19 protein-coding genes are annotated in these 17441 nt (G+C 67.2%); 16 read left to right on the top strand and 3 right to left on the bottom strand.

What is annotated here, in order from left to right:
• The 3 genes from HWX87_RS00005 to HWX87_RS00015 form a co-directional block, all read left to right on the top strand.
• A partial coding sequence (locus tag HWX87_RS00005; RefSeq protein WP_208456513.1) for an FAD-binding protein occupies positions 1-264 on the top strand: 264 nt, incomplete at its 5' end.
• A gap of 65 nt (positions 265-329) precedes the next feature.
• Positions 330-968 (top strand): MarC family protein, encoded by a 639-nt coding sequence (locus HWX87_RS00010; RefSeq protein WP_176045062.1) that lies wholly within the window; start codon positions 330-332, stop codon positions 966-968.
• A gap of 52 nt (positions 969-1020) precedes the next feature.
• On the top strand, positions 1021-2622 hold the full coding sequence (locus HWX87_RS00015) for a 5-guanidino-2-oxopentanoate decarboxylase (RefSeq protein WP_176045063.1): 1602 nt from the start codon (positions 1021-1023) through the stop codon (positions 2620-2622).
• A 78-nt stretch (positions 2623-2700) separates the two neighbouring features.
• Here HWX87_RS00015 and HWX87_RS00020 read toward each other — a convergent pair whose 3' ends face one another.
• Positions 2701-3291 (bottom strand): TetR family transcriptional regulator C-terminal domain-containing protein, encoded by a 591-nt coding sequence (locus HWX87_RS00020; RefSeq protein WP_244137576.1) that lies wholly within the window; start codon positions 3289-3291, stop codon positions 2701-2703.
• A 304-nt stretch (positions 3292-3595) separates the two neighbouring features.
• Between HWX87_RS00020 and HWX87_RS00025 the strand changes: the two genes are divergently transcribed.
• The 8 genes from HWX87_RS00025 (at position 3596) to HWX87_RS00060 (ending at position 11268) form a co-directional block, all read left to right on the top strand.
• Positions 3596-4402 (top strand): ATP-binding cassette domain-containing protein, encoded by an 807-nt coding sequence (locus HWX87_RS00025; protein ID WP_176045064.1) that lies wholly within the window; start codon positions 3596-3598, stop codon positions 4400-4402.
• A 71-nt stretch (positions 4403-4473) separates the two neighbouring features.
• Entirely contained in the window at positions 4474-5271 is a 798-nt protein-coding gene (locus HWX87_RS00030) for a transporter substrate-binding domain-containing protein (protein WP_176045065.1), read from the top strand.
• Between the two features lie 55 nt (positions 5272-5326).
• Positions 5327-6043, top strand: coding sequence for an ABC transporter permease subunit (locus HWX87_RS00035; RefSeq protein ID WP_176045066.1), 717 nt, complete (start codon positions 5327-5329; stop codon positions 6041-6043).
• A 37-nt stretch (positions 6044-6080) separates the two neighbouring features.
• Positions 6081-6776: an ABC transporter permease subunit gene (locus tag HWX87_RS00040; RefSeq protein ID WP_176045067.1), complete on the top strand. Its 696-nt coding sequence runs from the start codon at positions 6081-6083 to the stop codon at positions 6774-6776.
• 53 nt (positions 6777-6829) lie between these two features.
• Positions 6830-8023, top strand: coding sequence for an aminotransferase class I/II-fold pyridoxal phosphate-dependent enzyme (locus tag HWX87_RS00045; RefSeq protein ID WP_176045068.1), 1194 nt, complete (start codon positions 6830-6832; stop codon positions 8021-8023).
• Between the two features lie 41 nt (positions 8024-8064).
• On the top strand, positions 8065-9075 hold the full coding sequence (locus HWX87_RS00050; RefSeq protein ID WP_176045069.1) for a succinylglutamate desuccinylase/aspartoacylase family protein: 1011 nt from the start codon (positions 8065-8067) through the stop codon (positions 9073-9075).
• A 157-nt stretch (positions 9076-9232) separates the two neighbouring features.
• On the top strand, positions 9233-9541 hold the full coding sequence (locus HWX87_RS00055; RefSeq protein ID WP_166953354.1) for a DUF485 domain-containing protein: 309 nt from the start codon (positions 9233-9235) through the stop codon (positions 9539-9541).
• Complete coding sequence (locus HWX87_RS00060; protein ID WP_176045070.1) at positions 9538-11268, top strand: cation acetate symporter; 1731 nt, start codon at positions 9538-9540, stop codon at positions 11266-11268. The genes HWX87_RS00055 and HWX87_RS00060 overlap by 4 nt, the downstream gene beginning before the upstream one ends.
• 155 nt (positions 11269-11423) lie before the next feature.
• Here the strand turns inward: HWX87_RS00060 and HWX87_RS00065 are convergent, their stop codons facing one another.
• The gene (locus tag HWX87_RS00065; RefSeq protein WP_176045071.1) at positions 11424-11663 is read right to left on the bottom strand and encodes a hypothetical protein; all 240 of its coding nucleotides are present in this window, start codon (positions 11661-11663) and stop codon (positions 11424-11426) included.
• Between the two features lie 57 nt (positions 11664-11720).
• On the opposite strand from HWX87_RS00065, the gene HWX87_RS00070 reads away from it, so the two are divergent.
• From HWX87_RS00070 to HWX87_RS00090, 5 genes are read left to right on the top strand one after another with little or no spacing between them, the layout of a single operon-like run.
• The gene (locus tag HWX87_RS00070; protein WP_176045072.1) at positions 11721-14096 is read left to right on the top strand and encodes an MCP four helix bundle domain-containing protein; all 2376 of its coding nucleotides are present in this window, start codon (positions 11721-11723) and stop codon (positions 14094-14096) included.
• A 22-nt stretch (positions 14097-14118) separates the two neighbouring features.
• Positions 14119-14847: a methyl-accepting chemotaxis protein gene (locus HWX87_RS00075; protein ID WP_176045073.1), complete on the top strand. Its 729-nt coding sequence runs from the start codon at positions 14119-14121 to the stop codon at positions 14845-14847.
• A complete protein-coding gene (locus HWX87_RS00080; protein WP_176045074.1) occupies positions 14844-15425 on the top strand; it encodes a hypothetical protein in 582 nt (193 codons plus the stop codon). The genes HWX87_RS00075 and HWX87_RS00080 overlap by 4 nt, the downstream gene beginning before the upstream one ends.
• Before the next feature lie 32 nt (positions 15426-15457).
• Positions 15458-16417 carry a chemotaxis protein CheX gene (locus HWX87_RS00085; RefSeq protein ID WP_176045075.1) on the top strand — a complete coding sequence of 320 codons (960 nt, stop codon included), beginning with the start codon at positions 15458-15460 and terminating at the stop codon, positions 16415-16417.
• A 35-nt stretch (positions 16418-16452) separates the two neighbouring features.
• Positions 16453-16818, top strand: coding sequence for a response regulator (locus HWX87_RS00090; protein WP_006765703.1), 366 nt, complete (start codon positions 16453-16455; stop codon positions 16816-16818).
• A 37-nt stretch (positions 16819-16855) separates the two neighbouring features.
• Here HWX87_RS00090 and HWX87_RS00095 read toward each other — a convergent pair whose 3' ends face one another.
• Positions 16856-17377 (bottom strand): DMT family transporter, encoded by a 522-nt coding sequence (locus HWX87_RS00095; RefSeq protein ID WP_176045076.1) that lies wholly within the window; start codon positions 17375-17377, stop codon positions 16856-16858.
• Between the last annotated feature and the right edge of the window lie 64 nt (positions 17378-17441).

The following is a 17441-nucleotide window of genomic DNA, read 5'->3' on the forward strand; positions in this document are numbered from 1 at the left end:
CTCGGCGCATCGCGCGCGGCAGTCGACGCCGGCTACGTGCCGAACGACTACCAGGTCGGCCAGACCGGCAAGATCGTCGCACCGCAGCTGTACATCGCGGTCGGCATCTCGGGTGCGATCCAGCACTTGGCCGGCATGAAGGATTCGAAGGTGATCGTCGCGATCAACAAGGATCCGGAAGCACCGATCTTCAGCGTGGCCGACTACGGCCTCGTCGGCGATCTGTTCTCGACGATCCCCGAACTCTGCGCCGAGCTGGGCTGACGACGAACGACGGCCGCCCATGCCATTGCGCCGCTTATCCACCCGACCGCATCCGAGTGCGAACGATGACCCTGACGTCGAGCGACGTGCTGCTGTTCCTGACGGGCCTGCTGACGCTGTTCTGTCCGCCCGTCGCGATCCCGATGTACGCGGCGGTCACCGGGCATTTCCCGGACGCGACGCAGCGACAGATCGCATTCAGGCTCTTCGCATGGATCGCGACGCTGATGATCGGTGCCGTGTGGAGCGGGCAGTTCCTGCTGCGCATGCTCGGCCTGACGCTCGGCGCACTGACGTTGACCGGCGGTCTCGTGCTGTGCCTGTGGTCGATCCCGATGATGCGCGGGACGGCGAACGACGAGCGCAGCGGCGGCGATACGCGGCTCGAGTACGCGCAATGGCGCAACTACATCGCGGTGCCGCTGATCTTCCCGCTGTCGATCGGCAGCGCGGTGATGTCGCTCGTGATCACGACCGCGACGCGCTTCCATACGCCGGCCGACCTGCTGGCATTGAGCGCCGCCTGCGTGCTGCATGCCGGCGTGATCGGGCTCACGTATGCGTGCTCGGCGTCGTGGTGCCGCCGGCTCGGCGAGATCGGCAGGACGCTGGTCGAGCGGCTGTCCGGCATCGTGCTGACCGCGATCGCGTTCCAGATGCTCGCGCAGGGCGTGCGCGAACTGCTGCCGGGGCTCGCGCATTGACGGCAGCGGCCGGCGGTCGATCTTCAAACCTGTCCTGAAGGATGTAAACCATATGAAAACAGTAGGCATGTACCTCGTCGACCTGCTTGCCGCCTACGGCGTCGACACGGTGTTCGGCATTCCCGGCGTGCATACGATCGAGCTGTACCGCGGCCTGGCCGGCAGCGCGCTGCGTCATGTGAGCGCGCGCCACGAGCAGGGCCTCGGTTTCATGGCGGACGGCTATGCGCGCGCGACCGGCAAGCCCGGCGTGTGTTTCGTGATCACCGGGCCCGGCATGACGAACATCGCGACGTCGATGGCGCAGGCGTATGCGGATTCGATTCCGATGCTGGTGATCTCGAGCGTCAATGCCTCCGGCGACCTCGGTTCGGGCAACGGCCATCTGCACGAATTGCCGGACCAGCATGCGTTCGCCGAGAACGTCGCCGCGTTCAGCTACACGGTGCCGCGCGCCGACGCGCTGCCGCAGGCGATCGCGCGGGCATTCGCGGTGTTTTCGGGCGGACGCCCGCGTCCCGTGCACATCCAGATTCCGCTCGACGTGCTCGCGGCGCCTGCCGATGCATTGCCGCCCGTGCCGGCCGCACCGCCGCGCATCGCGCCGGGGCCCGCGTCGGCCCAGGGCATCGACGCATTCCGTGCAAAGGCGGCCGCCGCGCGCGCGCCGCTGATCCTCGCGGGCGGCGGTGCGCTCGACGCGGCCGACGACGTGCGCTGGCTCGCGGAAACGCTCGACGCACCGGTCGTGATGACGATCAACGGGCGCGGCGTGCTGCCGCCCGCGCATTCGCTCGGCATCGCGTGGTCGGCGTCGAGCGACGCGGTGCGCGCGCTGATGCGCGACAGCGACCTGATCATCGCGCTCGGCACCGAGCTGGGGCCGACCGACTACGATCTGTACGCGACCCGCAGCTTCGCGATGCCCGCGCCGCTCGTGCGGATCGACATCGATCCGCAGCAGCTGTGCCGCAACGCGGTGCCCGCGTTGCCGCTGCTTGGCGACGTCGGCGAAACCGTGCGCGCATTCCGGCGCATCTGGCCCGCCGACGCGCATCCGCGCAGGGACGGCGTCGGCAGCGAACGCGCGGCGACGTGCCGCGCGGCGGCACGACAGGAGCTGAACGACGAGATGCGGCGCGACCTCGCGCTGCTCGACAGCGTGCGCGACGCGTTGCCCGACGCGGCGATCGTCGGCGATTCGACGCGCATCGTCTACGCGGGCAACGTCGGTTTCGCGGCGCCGCGCCCGCGTAGCTGGTTCAACGCATCGGTGGGATTCGGCTCGCTCGGCTATGGGCTGCCGGCCGCCGTCGGTGCGAGCCTCGGCGACGCGTCGCGGCCGGTCGTCTGCGTGGCCGGTGACGGTGGGCTCCAGTACACGCTCGCGGAGCTCGGCACCGCGGTGCAGCATCGCGCGCGCGTGATCGTCGTGCTGCTGAACAACGGCGGGTACGGGGAGATCAAGCGCGCGATGGTCGACGTCGGCGTCGAGCCGGTCGGCGTGGATCTGCACACGCCGGATTTCGTCGCGATCGCGCGTGCGTACGGATGGGGGGCGCAGCGGGTCGAAGAGGGCACCTCGCTGGCCGGTGCGCTGAGCGAAGCGGCCGCCCACGACGCGCCGTACCTGATCGAAGTCCGCACGGCCTGAAAACGCGAACGGCCTCGTGTTGTACGAGGCCGTCGTTGCTGCCGCCGGTGACCCGGCGGCGCGTGCGCGCGTGATGCGTTACGCCCGCTTGCGGGCCGTCTTCGTCGGCGGGAGGAACGTATCGACGACGCGCAGGCAGCTCGTCAGCGCGTCTTCCGCGGTGAACGACGTCGGGTCGCGCGCCAGCTCCAGCCAGAAGCCGTCGATCACGGCCGTCAGCGTCAGCGCGGCGAGATCGCTGTCGACGGTGCCGCCGCGCACTTCCGCGATCTGGTCGAACAGCTTCTTCAACGCCTGGCGGTAGCCGCTGTACAGCTCCTTGTGCGCCTTGCGGATCACCGGGTCGCTGTGCGCGACGCTCCAGAAGCCGAGCCACACCTTCACGTTCTTCGGCGCGAACACCGGCGCGGCGAAACAGACCTTGATGATCGCATCGAGCTTTTCCTCGGGGCCCGTCGCGTTCGCGGCCGCCGCGCGCGACACGTCGAGCAGGTCGGTCGCGAGCCGCTTGTAGGTCTGCGCCATCAGTTCGTCTTTCGACTGGAAATGATGATTGATCAGCCCGCGCGAAACCTTCGCTTCCGCGCAGATGCGGTCGATCGTGGTCTCGGAATAGCTGTAGCGCGCGATGCAGCGCATCGTCGCGTCGATGATCGATTGCTGACGCACCGCGGGTGTTTCTCGGATGCCGCGGCTGCGTGTCTGAACCGGTGCCGTGCCAGGAGTCTTTTTCACGTGGTGACCTTACGGAATCGTTATGGTGCCGATTATAGGGGAGTGCCGGACGATTGTTCAATTGCGGTGATGGAAGCGTCGCGAAACCCGCGAAAACCCTTGCTCCGGATTATTTTGAAACTGTTGAACCATTGTTCAACAGAGCCTATACTCGACTCCGCATGAGGTTGGTCGGCCATTCAACAAGACGCTGCGATCCCGTGTGGGACAAGCGTGAGAATTCGACACAGGAGACAACATGTTGGCGCGGGTGGAGAGCGTGAAAGCGGACGTCGAGGAGCGTGTGCAGGTGGAGGATCTGCACAAGCGGTTCGGCGACCTGGAGGTGTTGAAGGGCGTGTCGCTGAGCGCGCGCGAAGGCGAGGTGATCTCGCTGATCGGCGCGAGCGGATCGGGCAAGAGCACGCTGCTACGCTGCATCAACCTGCTCGAGACGCCGACCCGGGGGCGCATCGTCGTCGACGGCGAGGAGATCGGGCTGAAAGTCGACCGCAAGGGGCGCACCGTGCCGACCGATGCGCGTCAGGTCGAGCGGGTCCGCACACGGCTCGGCATGGTGTTCCAGAGCTTCAACCTGTGGGCGCACCGCACGGTGCTCGAGAATGTGATCGAGATGCCCGTGCATGTACTGCGCGAACCGCGCGCCGAAGCGATCGCGCGCGCCGAGCAACTGCTCGAACGCGTCGGCCTGGCCGACAAGCGCAACGTCTATCCGGCCTTCCTGTCCGGTGGCCAGCAGCAGCGCGTCGCGATCGCGCGCGCGCTGGCGATGCGGCCGAAAGTCATGCTGTTCGACGAACCGACTTCCGCGCTCGACCCCGAGCGCGTCGGCGAAGTGCTGAAGGTGATCCGCGATCTCGCGTGCGAAGGCCGCACGATGATTCTCGTCACGCACGAGATGGCGTTCGCGCGCGACGTGTCGAGCAAGGTGCTGTTCCTGCACCAGGGGCGCGTCGAGGAGAGCGGCACGCCGGCGGAAATCTTCGACGCGCCGCAGAGCGAACGCTGCCGTCAATTCGTCAACGCGCACCGGCAGCATCACTGAATCACGGGAGCCGCCCGCGAGCGCGCGGGCCGGCTCGCCTGATCCCTATCTTTCCTGCAAGGAGTCCGACCATGAAACGTGTCGTACGCAGTCTGCTGTGTCTGTTCAGTCTCGTCGTCGCGGTGCTCGCGCCGCTTGGTTCCGCGCATGCGTCGTCGGGCGTGCTGCGCTTCGGTGTCGCCGCCGAACCGTATCCGCCGTTCCTGATGAAGAGTCCGACCGGGCAGTGGAGCGGCTTCGAGGCCGACCTGATCCGCGCACTGTGCGACCAGATGAAGGCGAAATGCGAGATCAAGGAAGTCGCGTGGGACGGCATCATCCCGGCGCTGCTCAGCGACAAGATCGACGTGATCTTCAACTCGATGTCGATCACGCCTGAACGCCAGAAGGTGATCGCCTTCTCGCGGCCGTACTACGAGACGCCGGGCACCTTCGTCGGCGCGAAGAACGCGAAGCTTGCGCTGACGCCCGACGGGCTGAAGGGCAAGGTGATCGGCGTGCAGGGTTCCACCGCGAACGCCGAGTTCATCAAGACGGCGTATGGCAAGAGCGCGACGGTGCGCCTGTACAACACGCAGGACGACTGTAACGCGGATCTCGTCGCGGGCCGGATCGACACGATGTATCTCGACCAGCTCGGCATCCTCGATTTCCTGAAGTCGAAGGACGGTTCGACGTTCGAGCTGAAGGGCCCCGGCAGCGTGAAGATGGATCCGGCAATCTTCGGCTACGGCGTCGGCGCGGGAATGCGCAAGGCCGATGCGCCGCTGAAGCAGCAGATGGACCAGGCGCTCGAACAGCTGCATGCGTCGGGCAAGTACGCGCAGATCGCGAAGAAGTATTTCCCGATCGACCTCTGGCCGCACTGATCACGCCGCTACCGGCACACGGACACACTGGCGCACGCACGGACGAGGAGGCGGCATGGACGGTTGGGGATGGGTGAGCTACCTGGGCATGGACCCGGACGGCTGGGGCGTCGCACTGCTGCAAGGCGCGACCGTGACGCTCGAGATTTCGCTCGGCGCGTTCGTCGTCGGCATCGTGCTCGGGTTGCTGGGCGCGGCCGCGAAGCTGTCCGGCGTGCGCGTGCTCGAGCGGATCGCACAGGGTTACACGACGCTGTGCCGCGCGGTGCCCGAACTGCTGCTGATCCTGCTGCTCTATTACGCCGGCACCGACGCGATCAACCTGCTGATGACGGCGATCGGCGTCGGGCCGGTCGCGGTCAACGGTTTCGCGGCGGCGGTGATCGTGCTCGGCATCGTGCAGGGCGCGTACGCGGCGGAGATCATCCGCGGCGCGATCCTCGCGATCCCGTACGGGCAGATCGAGGCCGGCCGCGCGTTCGGCGCGCCGCCGGGGCTCGTGTTCCGGCGCGTGACGCTGCCGGCGATGGCGCCCTACGCGCTGGCGGGCTTCGCGAACCTGTGGCTGATCCTCGTGAAGGACAGCGCGCTGATCAGCGTGGTCGGCTACAGCGAGCTGCTCTACACCGCGAAGCAGGCGGCCGGCTCGACGCGCGAGTACATGCACTACTACCTGATGGTGGCGGCCGTGTATTTCGCGATCACGTCGCTGTCCGGTGTGCTGTTCCGCGAAATCGAGCGCCGCTTCGGCCGCTGGATGCCGGCATCGTGAGCCGCGCCGCAATTTCCCATCGAACCGGATCAACGTCATGGATCTGAGCGTACTGTCTTCCTACGGGTCGCTGCTGTTGCTCGGCGTGCTGACCACCGTCAAGCTGCTCGTCATCTCGGCCGTATTCGGCTTCGGGCTGGCGATTGCCGTCGCGTTCGCGCGACTGTCGCCGAATCCGGTCATCGCGCGCGTGAGCAAGGGTTTCACCGAGGTGATACGCGGCACGCCGCTGCTCGTGCAGATCTACCTGATTTACTACGGCGTCGGTTCGCTGTTCTCGGGGTGGCCCGCGCTGCGCGACAGCGTGTTCTGGCCGTTCCTGCGCGACGGCTTCTGGTATGTCGCGTTCGCGCTCGTGATCAGCGTCGGTGCGTATGTCGGCGAGGTGCTGCGTGCAGGCCTGCGCGGCGTGCCGAAGGGCGAGATCGAGGCCGCGCGCGCGATGGGGATGCGTCCGTCGATGATCGCGCGCCGCGTATGGCTGCCGCGCGCGATCCAGATCCTGCTGCCGACGCTGGCCGGCGAGACCGTGATGCTGCTGAAATCGACGGCGCTCGCATCGACGGTCGCGGTGATGGACGTGCTCGGCGCCGCGAACTACATCCGCGCGCAGACGCTGCGGACCTACGAGCCGCTGCTGGCGATCGCGGTGATCTATGTCGCGCTCGCGTTCGTGATCGAGCGCGCGTTCGGCCGCCTCGAGCGGCGTGTGCCCGTGCGCATGCCGCGCTGATTGAACCCGTTGACGGCGCGGCAGCCGGACACAAGCCGCGCGATGGAGGACGCATGAACTATTCGAAGCTGGTCGATCGCCTGCAGGGCAAGCGCACGAGCGCATGGGACATTCACTACGCGGCGCAGCAGGCGGTCGCCGCCGGCGAGCCGGCGATCATCCTGAGCGTCGGCGATCCCGATTTCGCGACGCCCGACGTGATCGTCGAGCGTGCGGTCGCCGCGCTGCGCGGCGGCGATACACACTACAGCGAAGTGCGCGGCCGCGCCGAACTGCGCGCGGCGATCGCGCGCGAGCACACGAAAGCGTCGGGGCAGGCAGTCGGCGCCGAGCATGTGATCGTGACGGCCGGCGCGCAGAACGCGCTGTTCGCGATGGCGATGTGCCTGTGCGAGGCCGGCGACGAAGTGCTTGTGCCGGAGCCGATGTACCTCACCTACGAGGCGAGCGTACGTGCGTCGGGCGCGACGCTCGTACCGGTGCCCGTCGATGCATCGCGTGGCTTTCATCTCGACTTCGACGCGCTCGAAGCGGCCGTGACGCCGCGCACGAAAGCGATCTTCTTCGCGACGCCATGCAACCCGACCGGCGTCGTGATGCCGCGCGCCGACCTCGAACGGATCGCACGGCTCGCGTGCGAGCGCGATCTGTGGGTCGTGTCCGACGAGGTGTATGCGGCGCTGACGTTCGAGCGCGACATGGTCAGCATCGCGTCGCTGCCGGGGATGGCCGAGCGCACGGTGACGATCGGCAGTCTGTCGAAATCGCATGCGATGCCGGGCTGGCGGGTCGGCTGGGCGATCGGCCCGACCGAGCTGATCGAGCATGCGGAGCGGCTCGCGCTGTGCATGCTGTACGGGCTGCCGGGTTTCATCCAGCAGGCGGCCGTCACCGCGCTCGACAACCGCGCCGCGATCGTCGCGGACATGCGCGAACTCTACCGGCGCCGCCGCGATCTTGCCTACGCGCGCCTGCGCGACGTGCCGGGGTTGCGCTGCCTGCTGCCGGAGGCCGGGATGTTCATGATGGTCGATGTGCGCGGCACCGGGCTGGACGCGCATGCGTTCACGTGGGGGCTGTTCCGCGCGAAACAGGTCGCGCTGCTCGACGCGAGTGCGTTCGGCGACACCGCGTCGGGCTTCGTGCGCTTCGGCTTCGTCGTCGACGACGCGCGGCTGGGCGACGCGTGCGAGCGCATTGCCGCGTTCGTCGCAAGCCTCGACGCCGGTTCGCGTGCGTCGTCGTGAATCGTCTTGAATGACACGCCGGTCCTGAAGGAGAAAAGGCGATGATCGAAACGCTGACCTGGCAGGTGCCGGGCGACAATGGGCAGCCGCTTGCGATCCGCGCGTGGCGGCTGTCGGCCGGCGACGGGCCGCGCGTGCACCTGCAGGCCGGCGTGCATGCGGACGAGATCGCGGGCATGCTCGTGCTGCACCGGCTGCTGCCGCAACTGTCCGCGGCGCACGATCGCGGCGCGCTGCGCGGCACGGTGACGGTCGTGCCGCAGGCCAACCCGCTCGGGCTCGCACAGTTCCGGCAGGGGCGGCTGCTGGGCCGCTTCCACGAAACGACGCACCGCAATTTCAACCGGCATTTCCACGAATCGGCGGCCACGCGCCGGCCCGCGACGACGTTCGCCGCGTGGCAGCGCACGCTGCTGGCCGCCGCGTGCGACGCCGATATCGTGCTCGACTTCCATACCGATTCCGAGGCGCTGCCGTACGTGTACCTGCATCGCGACCTGTGGCCGGCCGGACGCGACCTCGTCGCGGCGCTCGGCGCCGATGTCGCGATCCTGTGGGACGAGGACGAAGACGGCGCATTCGAAGGCGCCGTGGCCGCACACTGGATGCGCGACGGCGGGCTGCGCGACCGGCTCGTCGCGACCGTCGAGCTGCGCGGGCAGTCCGACGTGTCGGATGCATTCGCCGAGCGCGACGCCGACGGCGTGCTCGCGTTCCTGCGCGGCCGCGGCGTGATCGCGGAATCGCCCGGCGTGCCCGACTGGCATGGCGAGGCCGTACCGATCGCGCACATGGAAACGATCATCGCGCCGGCATCGGGCGTGCTCGTCTACGAACGCGAACTCGGTGCAACGGTCGAGGCCGGCGAGCGCGTCGCACGAATCGTCGCGCATCCTGGCGTGCCTGGCAGCGAGCATGTGCTGGTGGCGCCGCAGGCCGGGCGCATCGTCACGCGCAACCGGGAGCGGCTGGTCGCGCAGGGCGACGTCACGTTGAAGCTGACGGGTTCGCGGCCGTCGGCCGGCTGGTCGGGCGGCGCGCTCGATCCATGAACGGTGCGCGGGCCGGCCACGCATGCCGCCACGCCACGGCCCGCTAGGGAAAACCATAGTGCCCGGAAGGCTGCCCGCGAAAGATCGAGTAAGCGCGCAGTCAGCTTCGCTGTTCAGAATCGCCTGACTCATACAAGAGCAAACCAGGAGACAGGCGATGCATGATGGGTTGGTCAAAAAAATCGAAGCGCATCCGAAGTACGCGCTGCTCAAGCGGCGGCGCAACACGCTCGGCATCTGCCTGACCGTGCTGATGCTGATCGTGTACTACGGCTACATCGCATTGATCGCATTCGACAAGTCGTTTCTCGCGAAGCCCGTGAGCACCGGCGTGACGAGTGTCGGCGTGCCGATCGGCATGGCGGTGATCGTGTTCACCGTCGTCATCACCGGCATCTACGTGCGCCGCGCGAACAACGAATACGATCAACTGACGCAGGACATCCTGCAGGACGTCGCCCAATGAAGAAGACACTTTCGACGATGCTGGTCGCGCTGCTGGCCGCGAGCGCGTGCGGCGTGGCCGTCGCGGGCGGCGGCGATGTCGGGCAGACCGCCAAGCAGGCGACCAACACCACGGCCATCGTCCTGTTCGCGCTGTTCGTGGCAGGGACGTTGTGGATCACCAAGTGGGCGGCATCCCGCACGCGTTCCGCCGCGGATTTCTACACGGCCGGCGGCGGTATTACCGGGTTTCAGAACGGGCTGGCGATCTCGGGCGACTACATGTCGGCGGCATCCTTCCTCGGCATTTCCGCCGCGGTGATGACCTCGGGGTACGACGGCCTGATCTACTCGATCGGCTTCCTGGTCGGCTGGCCGATCATCACGTTCCTGATGGCCGAGCGGCTGCGCAACCTGGGCAAGTTCACCTTCGCCGACGTCGCGGGCTACCGCTTCGAGCAGGGGCCGATCCGCAGTTTCGCCGCGGTCGGCACGCTGGTGGTGGTGGCGTTCTACCTGATCGCGCAGATGGTCGGCGCGGGGCAGCTCATCAAGCTGCTGTTCGGTCTCGACTACTGGGTGGCCGTCGTCATCGTCGGTGCGCTGATGATGGTCTACGTGCTGTTCGGCGGCATGACGGCCACCACCTGGGTGCAAATCATCAAGGCGTGCATGTTGCTTGCGGGCGTGACGTTCATGGCGATCATGGTGCTCGCGCAGTACGGCTTCAGCCCGGAGGCGCTGTTCTCCCATGCCGTGGAGGTCAAGACCGCGATTGCCGCGAACGCGGGCAAGTCGTCGGACGACGCCACGCGTATCGGGCTGTCGGTCATGTCGCCGGGCGGGTTCATCAAGGATCCGATCTCGGCCATCTCGTTCGGCATGGCGCTGATGTTCGGCACCGCCGGCCTGCCGCACATCCTGATGCGCTTCTTCACGGTGCCGGATGCAAAGGAAGCGCGTAAATCCGTGTTCTGGGCCACCACCTGGATCGGCTATTTCTATGTGCTGATCTTCATCATCGGTTTCGGCGCGATCACGCTCGTGCTGACCAATCCGGAACTGTCCGACGTGGCCAAGGGCGTGATCAAGGGCGGTGCGGGCACGGCCAACATGGCCGCGGTGCTGGTGGCCAAGACGGTGGGCGGCGACGTGTTCTACGGCTTCATCTCGGCCGTGGCCTTCGCGACGATTCTGGCGGTGGTGGCCGGGCTCACGCTGTCCGGCGCGTCCGCGGTGTCGCACGATCTTTATGCCACCGTCTTCAAGAACGGCAAGGCCGACAGTGCCGACGAACTGAAGGTGTCGCGCATCACGACGCTGGTGCTCGGCGTGATCGCCGTGCTGCTGGGCATCGCGTTCGAGAAGCAGAACGTCGCGTTCATGGTGTCGCTGGCCTTTGCCGTCGCGGCGTCGGCCAATTTCCCGGTGCTGTTCCTGTCGATGATGTGGAAGGGCTGCACCACGCGCGGCGCGGTCATCGGCGGGTTCCTGGGGCTGGTCTCGTCGGTGGGGCTGACCATCGTGTCGCCGTCGGTGTGGGAGGCGACGCTCGGTTATCCGAAGGGTTCGGCATGGTTCCCGTACACGTCGCCCGCGCTGTTCTCGATGACCATCGGCTTCGTGGGCGTGTGGCTGTTCTCGGTGCTCGACTCGAGCGCGCGTGCGAACGCGGAGAAGGGTGCGTTCGCCGCGCAGCAGGTGCGTTCTGAAACGGGGCTGGGGGCGACCCGCGCCAGCAGCCACTGATCGGCCGCCGGCCACGCCCGCCCCGGGGCCGACGATGCAGCGCATCGCATCGTCGGCCGCGAGGCGGGCGGTATCGTTTCATCCGTCCGTCGAATGACTCGCCAGCAATAAAAAATCGCGAATTCGACTGGATTCGCTGATAATGCGCAAACGTTTTACAAAAGCCCGATTGCAGTTGAATCGCGGATCAAATAAATAAAATAAAAATATCCGAATACCGGATTTTCCGGCCGCGCAGCAGCGCCGCACGAAGCCTTGAGGCAGAAGGTTAACGGCAGATCCCGGCAATACTTTAGGGTTCTTTCGCCACAATTATTCATTGCATTTTTATCAATGAACGATTGATTTCCGGTCATCGGAGCGTCATACACCATCCCCGATAATTCGGCGCTCACATTCTTTCAATAGACCAAAGGGCGATCGAAGCCGGATCGCTGCGGGGAGCTGTACTCATGACCATCCGTCATCGCATTACGCTGCTAGTCGTCCTGACGTTCTTCGCGCTGTCCGCGATCGGCATCTATGCCGTGTACCAGACCCGCAAGAGCGCGTCCGAGGTGCGTCAGGTCACCCAGGGCATCGTGCCGAGCGCGCTCGCGTCGGCCGATCTCGTTGCCGATGTAAAGAACATCCAGATCGCGACGATGACGCTCGTCTACGCGCCCGACGCGAACACCGCCGCGCAGGCGCGCGACGAACTGAAGGCAAAGCAGGCCGCGCTGCGCGCCGCACTCGACGTGCAGGCGAAATCGGCGGTCGGCCGCGCGCAGGAAGGCCTCGTCACGCAGGCGAAGGACAGCGTCGCGAACTATTTCGCGGCGATCGACGACACCGTGAAGATGAAGGCGGACGGCAAGGCCGAGATGGCGCAGGCCTACCTGTTCGCGAACGTCGCGCAATATCGCGACGAACTCGAAAGCATCGTGGACACGCTGCGCGTCGAGAAGAACCGCCAGAAGGACGATGCGATCAGTGCGCTGAACGGGATGCTCGCGACGACGGCGACCGCGATCGCGGGTGTCGCCGGCACGGTGATCGTGCTGCTGACCGCGCTCGGCTTCGTGCTGTATCGCCAGATCACGCGCCCGCTGATCGGGATGCAGACGGCGATGAGCGAGATCGCGACGAGCCAGGATTTCACGCGCCGCGTGCCGGTGGGCAGGATGGACGAAATCGGCCATTCGATCGTCGCGTTCAACGGGATGATCGAGAAGATCCAGGAGAACGCCGCGCAACTGAAGCAGAAGACGGCCGACATCCAGGCGATGCTGCAGAACATGCAGCAGGGGATCCTGACCGTCGTCGAAGGCGGCGTCGTGCATGCCGAGTATTCGGCGTACCTCGAAACCATCTTCGAGACGAACGACATCGCCGGCCGCGACCTGATGGCGCTCGTGTTCGACGATTCGGCGATCGGCGCCGACGCGCGGTCGCAGGTCGACGCGGCGGTGCACGCGTGCCTCGGCGAAGACAGCATGAACTTCGAATTCAACGAGCACCTGCTCGTCAATGAAGTCGCGAAGCGGATGCCGGACGGCCGCGAGAAGTGGCTCGACCTGAGCTGGTCGGCGATCACCGACGAGACCGACACGGTCGTGCGCCTGATGCTGTGCGTGCGCGACGTGACCGAGATCCGCGAGCTGACCGCGCAGGCCGGCGAGCAGCAGCGCCGCCTCGAGATGATCGGCGAGATCCTGTCGATCAGCCAGGACAAGTTCCACGACTTCGTGCACAGCGCGAAGGGCTTCCTCAGCGAGAACGAGCGGATGATCCGCCAGCACGAGCGCGCCGATCATTCGATCGTCGCGGCGCTGTTCCGCAACATGCACACGATCAAGGGCAATGCGCGCACGTACAGCCTCCAGCACCTGACGAACATCGTCCACGAAGCCGAGCAGGCGTACGACTCGCTGCGCCGCGCGGACGGCGGCCCCGAGTGGAACCGCGACGCGCTGATGGACGATCTGGCGCGCGTGCGCGACGCCGTCGAACACTACGCGACGATCAACGCGGTCACGCTCGGCCGCAACGGTGATCCGGCGCAGGGCGGCGACGATTTCCTGATGGTCGAACGCGCGCATATCAGCGAAAGCCTGCGCGTGCTCGACGGCGCCGATCCGGCGAACGGTTCCGACTGGCACGCGGCACGCGATGCCGTGCGCCGCATGCTGAGCCAGCTCGGTACGCAGGGCATCGGCGATGCGCTCGGCGGCGTGATCGAGTCGCTGCCGTCGCTCGCGGCCGAACTCGGCAAGCCGGCGCCCGTCGTGCATATCGACAGCCACGGCCATCGCGTGCGCAGCGAGATCGCCGCGACGCTGAAGAACGTGTTCATGCACCTGCTGCGCAATTCGATCGACCACGGCATCGAATCGTCCGACGAGCGGCGTGCGGCCGGCAAGGCGGCGTCCGGCACGATCGACATCGCGGTCGGCGTGGGCGGCGGCGAGCTGTGGTTCGTGCTCGGCGACGACGGCCGTGGCCTCGCGCTCGACCGGATTCGCGGCATTGCGCGCGAGCGCGGCTGGATCGACGCCGGCAACGAAGCGGCGCTGTCCGACGAGGATGTCGCCGAGCTGATCTTCCGGCCGGGATTCTCGACCGCGCAAACGGTGACGGAAGTGTCGGGGCGCGGCGTCGGCATGGACGCGGTGCGCAACTTCCTGAAGCGCGACGGCGGTGACATCGCGCTGCGCTTCACCGACGATCGCGCCGGCGCACCGTATCGTGCGTTCGAGACGATCGTGTCGCTGCCGGCGCGCTTCGCGGCGGACGGCGCCGCGCACGAGCAGCGTGCGCCCATCGCGGATATCGGCGCAGCGGAGTGACGAAGTGATCGTGCAGGCGTGGATGATTCAGGTAGCCGCTGCATTGGCGGGCGGTGTGGTCGTCGCGGTGGTGGCGGCGGTCGTGTTTCGCGTGACGCGCGGGCGGCTCGTCGCGGCAATGGCGCACGACGTGGACACGTTGCGCGGTGCGCTCGACGCCGCCGACGCACGCGCGGAAGAAGCGGCGTCCGCGCACGCGGAGGCGGCCGACGCATGGGCGCAACGCGAGGCGCAGCTCGAGGATGCGCTGGCGAGCGAGGCGACCGCGGCGGGCACGCAGCGTGACGCACTGCAGGCGCTGTCGGCGGATCGCGTCGCGCTCGCGCAGCACGCGCAGAAGATCGCCGACGAAGCCGCGCGCCTGCGCGGGCTTGCCGGCACGTTCGAGCGCTGGCACGAGCAGATGATCTCGCTGACCACGCAGAACCAGGACATGCGCACGAAGAACCAGGAGCTGTCGGCGATCGTCGCGCACGTGTCGATCGTGTCGCTGAACGCGTCGATCGAGGCCGCGCGCGCGGGGTCGGCCGGACGCGGCTTCTCGATCGTCGCGAGCGAGGTGCGCGGGTTGGCCGCGCGCTCGCAGCAATTGTCGAACAGCTATCGCGACAGCCTGAACCGCAACGATCTCGTGACGGCCGCGACGTTCCAGGACATCCAGGCCGGCGGCAAGATGATCACGGCCGCGCTCGCGACCGTCGAGACGCTGGCCGGGCAACTGCACGCGCGCATCGAAGGAGAGGCGGCGTGATCAGCGCGCAGGCCAGGGCCGGCTTCGAGCGGATCTTCTTCGATGCGGCGCGCACGCGGCTCGCGTCCGGCGGCGCGTGCGACATCCGGCCGTCCGCCGGCCACGAACACGACGGGCATGATCGCGCGCAGGCGAGGTCGCGGTCGCAGCCGAAGGTGCCCGAGCATGTCGCGGTGCTGACGATCTCGGCACTGCATTTCCGCCTGCTGCTCGCGCTGCGCTTCAGCGACGACGACGCGACGCGTCGCCATTTCGCCGGCGCGAGCGCGGGTACGAGCAGCCAGCGGCCGCTGCCCGAAGCATTCATGGAAGTCGCGAACCTGTGTTGCGGCGCGATCAACCAGGCGCTGACCGCGCCGTTCCCCGATCTCGGGATGTCGACGCCGTACCTGCTGAGCGGCGCGAGCATCGACTACCTGCCCGCGCTCGCACCCGACCACGTGGCCGCGTACGACCTGACGCTCGACGGCGACGTGCGGGTCGGCGCGACGCTGTGCGTGTGCGCGAACGCGCCGGTCGATTTCCATCTGCCGGAAACTGCTGCCGTGGATACCGGCGGCGAGCTCGAACTGTTCTGACCGACCCTGACCGACCATTAGGAATCCGCGAGATGACCGAAGACCAACCCGTCAGCAAGGTGCTCGTCCTCGACGACAGCCGTGCACACGCCGATGCGATCAAGCGCTTCTGCGACGAGCACAACCTGGTCGGCCTGACCGTGCGGCGCAGCCGGCTGCTGAAGGTGCTGCGCTCGAACATCGACCTCGGCGCGATCCTGCTGGCCGAGGATTACGGCGGTTCGCCGGCCGAGAGCGCGATCATCGCAACCCAGATCGATGCGCTGCGCCCCGAGCTGCCGATCATCCTGCGCCGCGAATCGCTCGCGTCGCGCGACGGGCTGCCCGATGCACTCGCGCGCGTGGCATGCGCGGCCTACGTCGCGGACGACATGACGCCGCTCAAGCGCGCGATCGACGAATACCTGTTCGGCCGCGATTACCCGAACGCGCTCGTGCGCGGCATCTCGGAGATCACCGAGGCGCGCCTCGACAGCCTGTTCCCGGGCCTGACGATCGAGCACGAAACGCCGTGCATCGTCCGCGACCAGATCATCTTCGGCGAAGTGTTCAGCCTGATCGCGCTCGAAAGCGCGTGGTGCCGCGGCTACATGCTGCTGCAGACGAGCGAGCAGCCGCTGCTCGACATGATCGGCGGCACGCGCGACGACGGCCGCGCGCCGGATTTCCGCGACGTGAACAGCGTGCTCGGCGAACTGACGAACCTCGTGTGGGGCGCGTTCAAGAACCGCTATCTCGGCGACGCCGAGGCACTGGCGCGCCATCCGGTGCAGGTGCCGCTCGTCGTCAATCACAAGCAGAAGTTCATCTCGTTCGGCGGCGACTGTCCGCAGCTCTGCTTCAAGTACCGGATGACCGATCCGGCATCGGGCCGCTCCGTCTGTCTCGACCAGCGCTTCGTGTTCAGCCTCAGCTGGTCGCCGGAGGATTTCCGCGAATCGGTGCAGGACGTCGGGCCGATGGTCGAATCGGGTGAACTCGAACTGTTTTGAATGTTGAAGTCGCAACAAGGAAAGGGGAATACAGCATGGCAAAGATTCTGGTGGTCGACGATTCGGGCACGGTGCGCGACGAGGTCGCGGGTTTCCTGCGCAATCACGGGCTCGACGTCGCGACGGCCGTCGACGGCAAGGACGGGCTCGCGAAGCTCAAGGCGACGCCCGGCGTGCGCCTCGTGATCAGCGACGTGAACATGCCGAACATGGACGGCCTGACGATGGTCGAGAAGATCCGCGGCGAACTGGCGAACACGTCGGTCAACGTCGTGATGCTGACGACCGAAAGCAGCCCGGCGATGAAGGAGCGCGGCAAGGCGGCCGGCGTGAAGGGCTGGATCGTGAAGCCGTTCAAGGGCGACGCGGTGCTCGACGCGCTGAAGAAGCTCGCAGGCTGACGCGCATCGGGCCGCCGCGGGCCCGCCAGCTTCGCCGTCAAGGCTGCGGTTCGGGTTGCGCGGCCGCCGCGTTGCCCGCCGCAACCGGCGCGGGCGTCTGCCACTGCACGACGATCATCCCCGCGAAGATCAGCGCGACGCCCGCGATGCGGCCGGGTGTCGCGAGCCGCTGCGCGAGCCCCATCAACCCGTAGTGGTCGATCAGCAGCGACGCGAGCACCTGCCCGGCGACGACGCAGACGATGAAGGTCGTCGCGCCGAGCCGCGGCGTCAGGATCAGTGCGAGCGTGATGTAGATCACGCCCGCGAGGCCGCCGAGCCACATCCACAGCGGGCGCTGCAGCGCGTCGCCGATCAGCGGCGCGTTCGCACGCGTCGCCAGCAGCACCGGCAGCACCGCGAGCAGGCTGACCGTCAGCGACGCGACGCTGGCCCATAGCGGGTGGCCGAGCGCGCGCCCGAGCGCGGCATTGCTGCCGCCTTGCAGCGGCACGAGCGCGCCGGCGACGAACGCCGCGACGGCGAGCGGAAGGGTGGCGAAGGAAAGCGGAGTCGTCATCTTGGTCGGTCTTGAAAGGGTGTCGAAAAGATTGTCATCCATTAAGATGGCGAATGGAAATTCG

Origin of the sequence: Burkholderia sp. BCC1644 (assembly GCF_902833225.1) — a bacterium.
In the GTDB taxonomy this organism is placed as follows: Bacteria; Pseudomonadota; Gammaproteobacteria; order Burkholderiales; family Burkholderiaceae; genus Burkholderia.